Consider the following 6040-nt stretch of genomic DNA (forward strand, 5'->3'; position numbering starts at 1 on the left):
AGTCAGCGAAACAAGACGGCGACCAAAGAAAACCCTTTGCGTAATGGCACGTTGTCTTGGGTCTTGTTTCACGCCAGCGACGGCTTGACGATCGAGTCCAACCGCAACACGGCGATGCCTAATGACGAAAAAGCCGCCCGGACGAACCGGACGGCTTCGGCAACTTGAAACGACTGACGGTGAACGACCTCAAGCCGCCTGAGCCGCCTCCTGAAGCTTCTGCACCAGCTCGCCATTCATCTTCTTCATCTCCGCTTCTGCGTTTGCGCGAGCCTCGCGGCCCTTGTTCGCAATTTCGATGGAATCGGTGATGGTGCCAATCAGGCTCTCATGAGCCTTCTTCAAAGACTCGATGTCGATGATACCGCGCTCCAGTTCGGCGCGGACCTCCGCGTTGCCCTGACGCAGGTTCGCGGCGTTCTTCTCGAGCATCTCGTTCGTCAAGTCGCCGGACTTCCGAACTGCCTTGCCCGCTTCGCGGCTGTTGGCGATGGCAACTGCCTGCGCCAACTGAATTTCCCAGAGCGGGATCGTGTTCTGGATCGTGCTTTCAATCTTCAATACCAGGCCGTTGTCGTTGTCCTGAAGCATGCCGATGGAGGGCATCGATTGCATGGTCACAGTTTGGGTCAACTTCAGGTCGTGAATACGGCGATTAAGCATGTCGCGGGCCGCGCCCAGCTTGCGCAATTCCTCGGCCGCCAGCTGATCGTTGGCCTTGGCTTTCTCGGCGACGGGCGGAATGACCTCTTCGTCCCATTTCTTGAGCTGCTGCTCGCCGGCAAGGATATACTCATCGAGCTTCTGGAAGCACAACAAGGCCTCCTTGTAGAGACGGTCAAGGAACTCCGAGTCACGGAGCATAGCACCCTTGTGGTGCTCTAGGTCCATCTTGAGCGCGTTGATCTGAGACTTGACCGACTCGTACTTCTGGATCGTCAGGGCCACGGGCGAAACGCGAGCGAAGAGCTTCCCGACCCAGCCCTGTTCTTCCGTCAGTCCGGAGACGTCGAAGCCGCGAATCTCCAGAACGACCCTGTTCATCACCTCGCCGACTTCACCCGTATCCTTGCTCTTCACGCCGTTGAGCATCTTGGCGGACACCTGCTGCATGCCCGACTGAGCGTCGGAGCCGAAGAGCAGAATGCTCTGGGTGTCGTCGATAGAAATTGCGGACATCTTCTTCGTGACCTCGCCGCGACGCACTTCCGGAAGCGCGTCCACGGATGTGGCGGCCACCAGAAGCTCGTTGTTTTCGGTACCTGCGTTCGTCATTACTTCGGTCATGTTCAAACTCCTTCGAAATTCAGCCGTTTGGTGAAAACGGTCATGTCGACATCGAGGTCCAGCTTGTCGGCCCTGATTAATTTTTCCTTGACCTCGCCGCAGGTCTCCGCGGCCCGGTCTAGCATTCCGATGAACTGCGTATCGAGCTTCTCGCAGTCGGCGAGCGTATGGGTGTCGGCGTACTTCTGCGAAACCCGCGCCATTCCCTCGAGGTACACGGACAGAAACTTCTGCCCCGGTCCAACTTTGTCGGGATCGCTCTCGATAACATTCACGATTTCAAGCGCACGCTCGGCAAGCGTATGCATTTTTTCGGTCGCAACCTCAGACGGGATCCGCTCGTTCGCTGCGGCGATATCCGCGATCCGCTTCTTCGCCGCGGCGATCAGTTCCGCGAACGCTTCGGCGGTAAAGCCCGTCGGAGCCTTGGGCGGTGACGGAGGAACAAGATCCACGCCGAGCGCAAGTTGCACGCCGACATAGGAAATCGCGCCGACCAACAAAGCTTGACCTAGGTCGTAGCCGCCGAGAAAATGCCCCGCCAACAACACGGAGGACGATAGACTCCCGACCGCCGCGCCGCGCCATGGGAATTCGGCCATCCGGCCGTGCCCCGCGCTCATGAGCGTTCCTTTTTCCAATCGCTCGGCGGACCATCCGGACGTACGGTGGCGGCGGCGTCGATGCCGTCGACATCGAGATCCAGACGCCTCGTCGCGGGACCGTCCGGACGGATCACCTGCATCTTTCGATTGACCGCACGTAGTTGAAGCGTGTCGATGCCGAGCATCTGACGCAAATCCTTTAACCGCAGGTGCCCGGCGTTCTCGAGCGGAAGATTGTCCAGACGCACGACGTTCTGCTTCCGGCCTTCGGCCACGCCCAGACGCCACGAGATCAGATCGTCCTCGGTGAACGCATAAGGCTGCGGGTAAAGCTTGGTCGCTGCGAACTCGAAAACGCGTTCCTGCCAGCGCCTCAGCTTCTTGGTCGCCCCCATGGTGAAACCGATAACGAACGCCTCGTCCTGCGTGGTTAGACCCCGGCCGAGCAGGACGTGAACCGCGTCATGCCGCTCCAGAGTAATCGCGCCGGGCAGGGCGATCATGGAGGACGGATTCTCCACGATCCGAATGATTAGGGGAATTGCCTCCGGCGGGGCCGCCGGAAGCGTCTCCAGAACTTCGCCAAGGGTTTTCTCGCCGTTATCGAGACCGGGGTTCCAGTGTCGCCAATGCATACTCTCGGCCGCTCTCATCGCACATCTCCGATCTCGAAGACCGCCTGCACGCGGGCCAAACGACGCTGATAAACGCGACCGGACTCCCCGCCTTCCTGCGAAAGCGGTTCCTCGCCGCCGACACCGGTCACGGAAATGCGACCCGGAACGATGCCCTGGGCGACAATGGAATCCTTGACCTTCTGTGCGCGGTCTCGCCCGAGCTCCTTATTAATGTCAGCATCCCCGAGCGTTCCGGTATGACCGCGAAGGGTGACTACCAGATCGGACTCAGCTTGCATCCGGCGCACGATTTCCATCACCGTATCGTCGAAATCAGCCGCCGTTGAGAGACCGCGCGTAAACGCGATCTCCATGTCGGGGCCCGCAGCTCCCAAACGAACCACGGAATCGAAGACGACCAATCCAGCGCACCCAAGGAAGATCAACAGGCCGACGATAGATCGAAACCCGTATCTCTGATCAGTTAAAGACTGTGACATCACCGAAATCCTCCGATTCTGCGAGCACAGCCTTTAGCGCCGTGCCGAGTTCCTCCGGGTTGAGGGCGGAGCGGTACTCCGTACGGCCTTCCTGATTGAGGATGTGTCGATCGTCGATGCAAAAGCCGACCGTGAAGAGATTGATCGGGGTCTGGTCGGCGACGAGATCCACGATCCTCTCGAGATCCGAGCTGTCTGTCGCGGCGCCGTCGGTCACCACGACCAGATTGTATTCGCCGTAACCGAGCTGTGCGGCTGCCTGACGCTCAAGCACCACCGCAGCCTCATGAACACTCGCGCCAAGTGGCGTTCTGTAATCCGGTCGAACCGCCTCGACCGCCACTCTGAGTGCGTCCCGATTACCCGTGGCGAGCGCCACGCGTTCGGAAGCGCCCTTTCGGTCGAAAACGAACAGTCCGACGTTGTCCGCACCCGGAATCTGATCAAACAGGCTGATCAGCGCCTCCTTGGCTACGTCCATTTTCGTACGCGGCTCGGTGCACTCTGTCTCGCCCATCGAGCCGGAACCGTCGAGAACGAAGTAATAGTTCTTCGACATGCTGTTCGCGGCGAGCGGAACACCCCCGGACAGCCGGGCACCGAAGTTCATCATGGCTCCGAGCTTCGTTTCCGACTTGGGATACCGACCCACGTACTCCTTGAGCCCTTCAGAGCCGATTTCGTCCGCCGTGACGTTGGTCGCGCCGGACTGGACAGTCGGGAGCGGGGACTTCTGCTGTTGAGACTGGTCGTTGCAGGCCGCGAGCGCGAGAGACGCTCCCGCAAGGAGAAGTAGACTAAGATTTCTCATCGACTCCCCCCTCAATCCAACAGCTCGAAATCGGAAGCCTCAGCTTCAACCTTGATGATGCGGAACACGACGCGCATGTTGGACAGCCACTCCTCCTTCGACTTCGGAGCGCACGGATGTTGACCGCACATGCCCGTCAGGGGGTCGCTGAAGCCTTGGCCAAGCAAGGCGAACTGCGACGGGTCCATATAGAGCCCCTCCGCTTCTGCCAATTGGATTAAGCCCGCACGGACAGCCGAGGCGCGGTTGTAGGAAAGATTGCGCGCGGATTGAGCGATCTTCTTCAAAGCGGCATCACCCGCACCCGCTCTCTGCTTCTTCAGGTAGTTCAGAGGGTCGGCGTGCCCTTCCACGGTGATCAGGGCACCGCCGTAGGTCGCGGCCAGATCGACAGCCTTCTTGAAAGCATCTTCATAAATCTTGACATCGAACTCGTTCTGGTTCGGCTTGAAGTTCAGTTCAAACAAGAACAAGGTTCCGTCCTCTAGAGCACCCTGTGCCTGAAGGTCGGCGACGGTCTTATTTACGGCTTCCTCGTTGAAACGCGCCTTCGCGACGCCGCCGGAGGACTGGCCGAAAGCCGTGATTGTAGCCGGAGGTCCGGCGATCACGCTGACGCGCTTGAGCATCCCGAGAGCGATGTACTTACCCTGAATGGTCTCATTGAGGCGAGAAAACCGACGCTGATACGCCGGGTCGCGGAAGAACCTGGCGTTACCCTCGGCGCCGACGGTCTCGACATCTGTCCAAAGACCCGCCGCGTCCTCGACCGCGCTTTCGTCATCCAGCAGGATTTCGGCACCCAGAGCGTAAAGGACCTTCGCATCCGAACCGCCCTGACGCGTGATGGCGGAGACTTCCCGTTCGCTGTCAACAAGCGCCTCGACAAAGGCGTTCACCGCATCCGGGTTGGCTTTAAGGAAATCGGAACGAACGTAGTAGGCATCCGCAATGACCCTGTTCGCCGTCTTGGTTGATAGCAGGACCTCAGCGCCCTTGACACTGCCTTCTGAGCCGGTTCCGACGTTGCCGCCGCTGGTGAGTGCCAAAGCGTCCGGGATGATGACCATCGCAGCGTCAGCCGCTCCCTCGATCAGAGCTGTGTCCGGCGAGGAATTCGTGAGACCCGTGAGATCGGAGGTCCATACGATTTCGACGTCGCCGATGTCGAGACCCGCATCGCCGAGAACGGTCAAGAGGTAATCGACGTGAGGACCGTACGCCTGCACTGCGATGCGCTTGCCCTTGAGGTCCACAGGCTTTTCGATACCCGGAGTCACGACGAGAGCGTCGCCGCCTGCCGACCAGGAATGCTGATAAACCGCGACCATGGCCGTGCGCGGGTCAGCACTCGTCAGATCGGCCGCGAGATTCGCCATACCGACGGTCGCGCGCAGGAACGGTGTCTGACAGGACATGTAGTCGGAAAGCTGTGCCGAGAAGTCATCGACGCGCTTCAGCGTGATGTCCAGTCCAGCCTTCGCGAAGTTGGAGCCAGACGCGGTCTTCAGACCGCCGTTGGCGTGAATGGTAACCATGTCCGCGCCCCACGTGATGAGCGGTGCGGTGAAGGACTTGCCTACCCGGCAGTCCCGGATCGAGGTCGAAATCTTTTCCGTGAGGGGCTCGCTGGTCGTCGCGGTGAACGCCTGAGCTTGGCCGAACGACAGGATCGCGACGACCAGACCCGCGAGGGTCGAAACGCTAATACGCATATGGAGTCCTTTCCGTTTGGGGGGAAGGACGGAATTCGATACCCCGCCATTCAACCCGGGAGCGAATTATACGTTGAATTCGCCCACATATCGGGTGGCTGAATACCTTTTTTACTGATTGTTTGTCAACAATTTTATTGGGGCAAATCCATATTTACCGGGGTCGGCGCGCGGAAATGAACGAATCCTTTCGCCTAGCGAAGCGTCTAACTTCTTTCCCGAAAGACGTTGGTCGTCTTCTGGCGAACGCCCGAACTCCGGGCGCGAAATCGCCCCGAACACTCAGGCGGGTCCGAGGAGCCGACCAACGTCTGCATTCCCATCTACCCCGGTTCTTCGAGGTTTCGAGCCGCTTGGAATGGCCTACCGACGACAGAACGACGACGGGTGGTGCTCTCCGAGAGTTTTGAGTTCTCAACGATTGGGTCGTTCGACACGAAGGAATATGCGTCTACGTCGTTAACGTCTTCCCCGCCCCTGAAGGACGGGGATTTTAGCGAAGCGC

At 59.4% G+C, this 6040-nt stretch carries 6 protein-coding genes; all 6 read right to left on the bottom strand.

Annotation, left to right across the window (positions count from 1 at the left end):
* Positions 1-189 precede the first annotated feature (189 nt).
* The 6 genes from E1297_RS05010 to E1297_RS05035 are packed head-to-tail and all read right to left on the bottom strand — an operon-like array spanning position 190 to position 5535.
* Positions 190-1287 (bottom strand): toxic anion resistance protein, encoded by a 1098-nt coding sequence (locus tag E1297_RS05010; protein WP_155134712.1) that lies wholly within the window; start codon positions 1285-1287, stop codon positions 190-192.
* A 2-nt stretch (positions 1288-1289) separates the two neighbouring features.
* Positions 1290-1910 (bottom strand): 5-bromo-4-chloroindolyl phosphate hydrolysis family protein, encoded by a 621-nt coding sequence (locus E1297_RS05015; RefSeq protein ID WP_155134715.1) that lies wholly within the window; start codon positions 1908-1910, stop codon positions 1290-1292.
* The gene (locus E1297_RS05020) at positions 1907-2545 is read right to left on the bottom strand and encodes a hypothetical protein (RefSeq protein ID WP_155134718.1); all 639 of its coding nucleotides are present in this window, start codon (positions 2543-2545) and stop codon (positions 1907-1909) included. The genes E1297_RS05015 and E1297_RS05020 overlap by 4 nt, the downstream gene beginning before the upstream one ends.
* Complete coding sequence (locus tag E1297_RS05025; protein ID WP_155134721.1) at positions 2542-3009, bottom strand: OmpA family protein; 468 nt, start codon at positions 3007-3009, stop codon at positions 2542-2544. The genes E1297_RS05020 and E1297_RS05025 overlap by 4 nt, the downstream gene beginning before the upstream one ends.
* Positions 2990-3820 carry a VWA domain-containing protein gene (locus tag E1297_RS05030; RefSeq protein ID WP_155134724.1) on the bottom strand — a complete coding sequence of 277 codons (831 nt, stop codon included), beginning with the start codon at positions 3818-3820 and terminating at the stop codon, positions 2990-2992. The genes E1297_RS05025 and E1297_RS05030 overlap by 20 nt, the downstream gene beginning before the upstream one ends.
* A gap of 11 nt (positions 3821-3831) precedes the next feature.
* Positions 3832-5535 carry an ABC transporter substrate-binding protein gene (locus tag E1297_RS05035; RefSeq protein WP_155134728.1) on the bottom strand — a complete coding sequence of 568 codons (1704 nt, stop codon included), beginning with the start codon at positions 5533-5535 and terminating at the stop codon, positions 3832-3834.
* Between the last annotated feature and the right edge of the window lie 505 nt (positions 5536-6040).

The organism is Roseibium sp. RKSG952 (genome assembly GCF_009711355.1).

Excerpts from the sequence above, each read along its gene's own strand:
- E1297_RS05010 (WP_155134712.1), bottom strand. The coding sequence starts at position 1,287 with ATGACCGAAGTAATGACGAACGCAGGTACCGAAAACAACGAGCTTCTG.
- E1297_RS05015 (WP_155134715.1), bottom strand. The coding sequence starts at position 1,910 with ATGAGCGCGGGGCACGGCCGGATGGCCGAATTCCCATGGCGCGGCGCG.
- E1297_RS05020 (WP_155134718.1), bottom strand. The coding sequence starts at position 2,545 with ATGAGAGCGGCCGAGAGTATGCATTGGCGACACTGGAACCCCGGTCTC.
- E1297_RS05025 (WP_155134721.1), bottom strand. The coding sequence starts at position 3,009 with ATGTCACAGTCTTTAACTGATCAGAGATACGGGTTTCGATCTATCGTC.
- E1297_RS05030 (WP_155134724.1), bottom strand. The coding sequence starts at position 3,820 with ATGAGAAATCTTAGTCTACTTCTCCTTGCGGGAGCGTCTCTCGCGCTC.
- E1297_RS05035 (WP_155134728.1), bottom strand. The coding sequence starts at position 5,535 with ATGCGTATTAGCGTTTCGACCCTCGCGGGTCTGGTCGTCGCGATCCTG.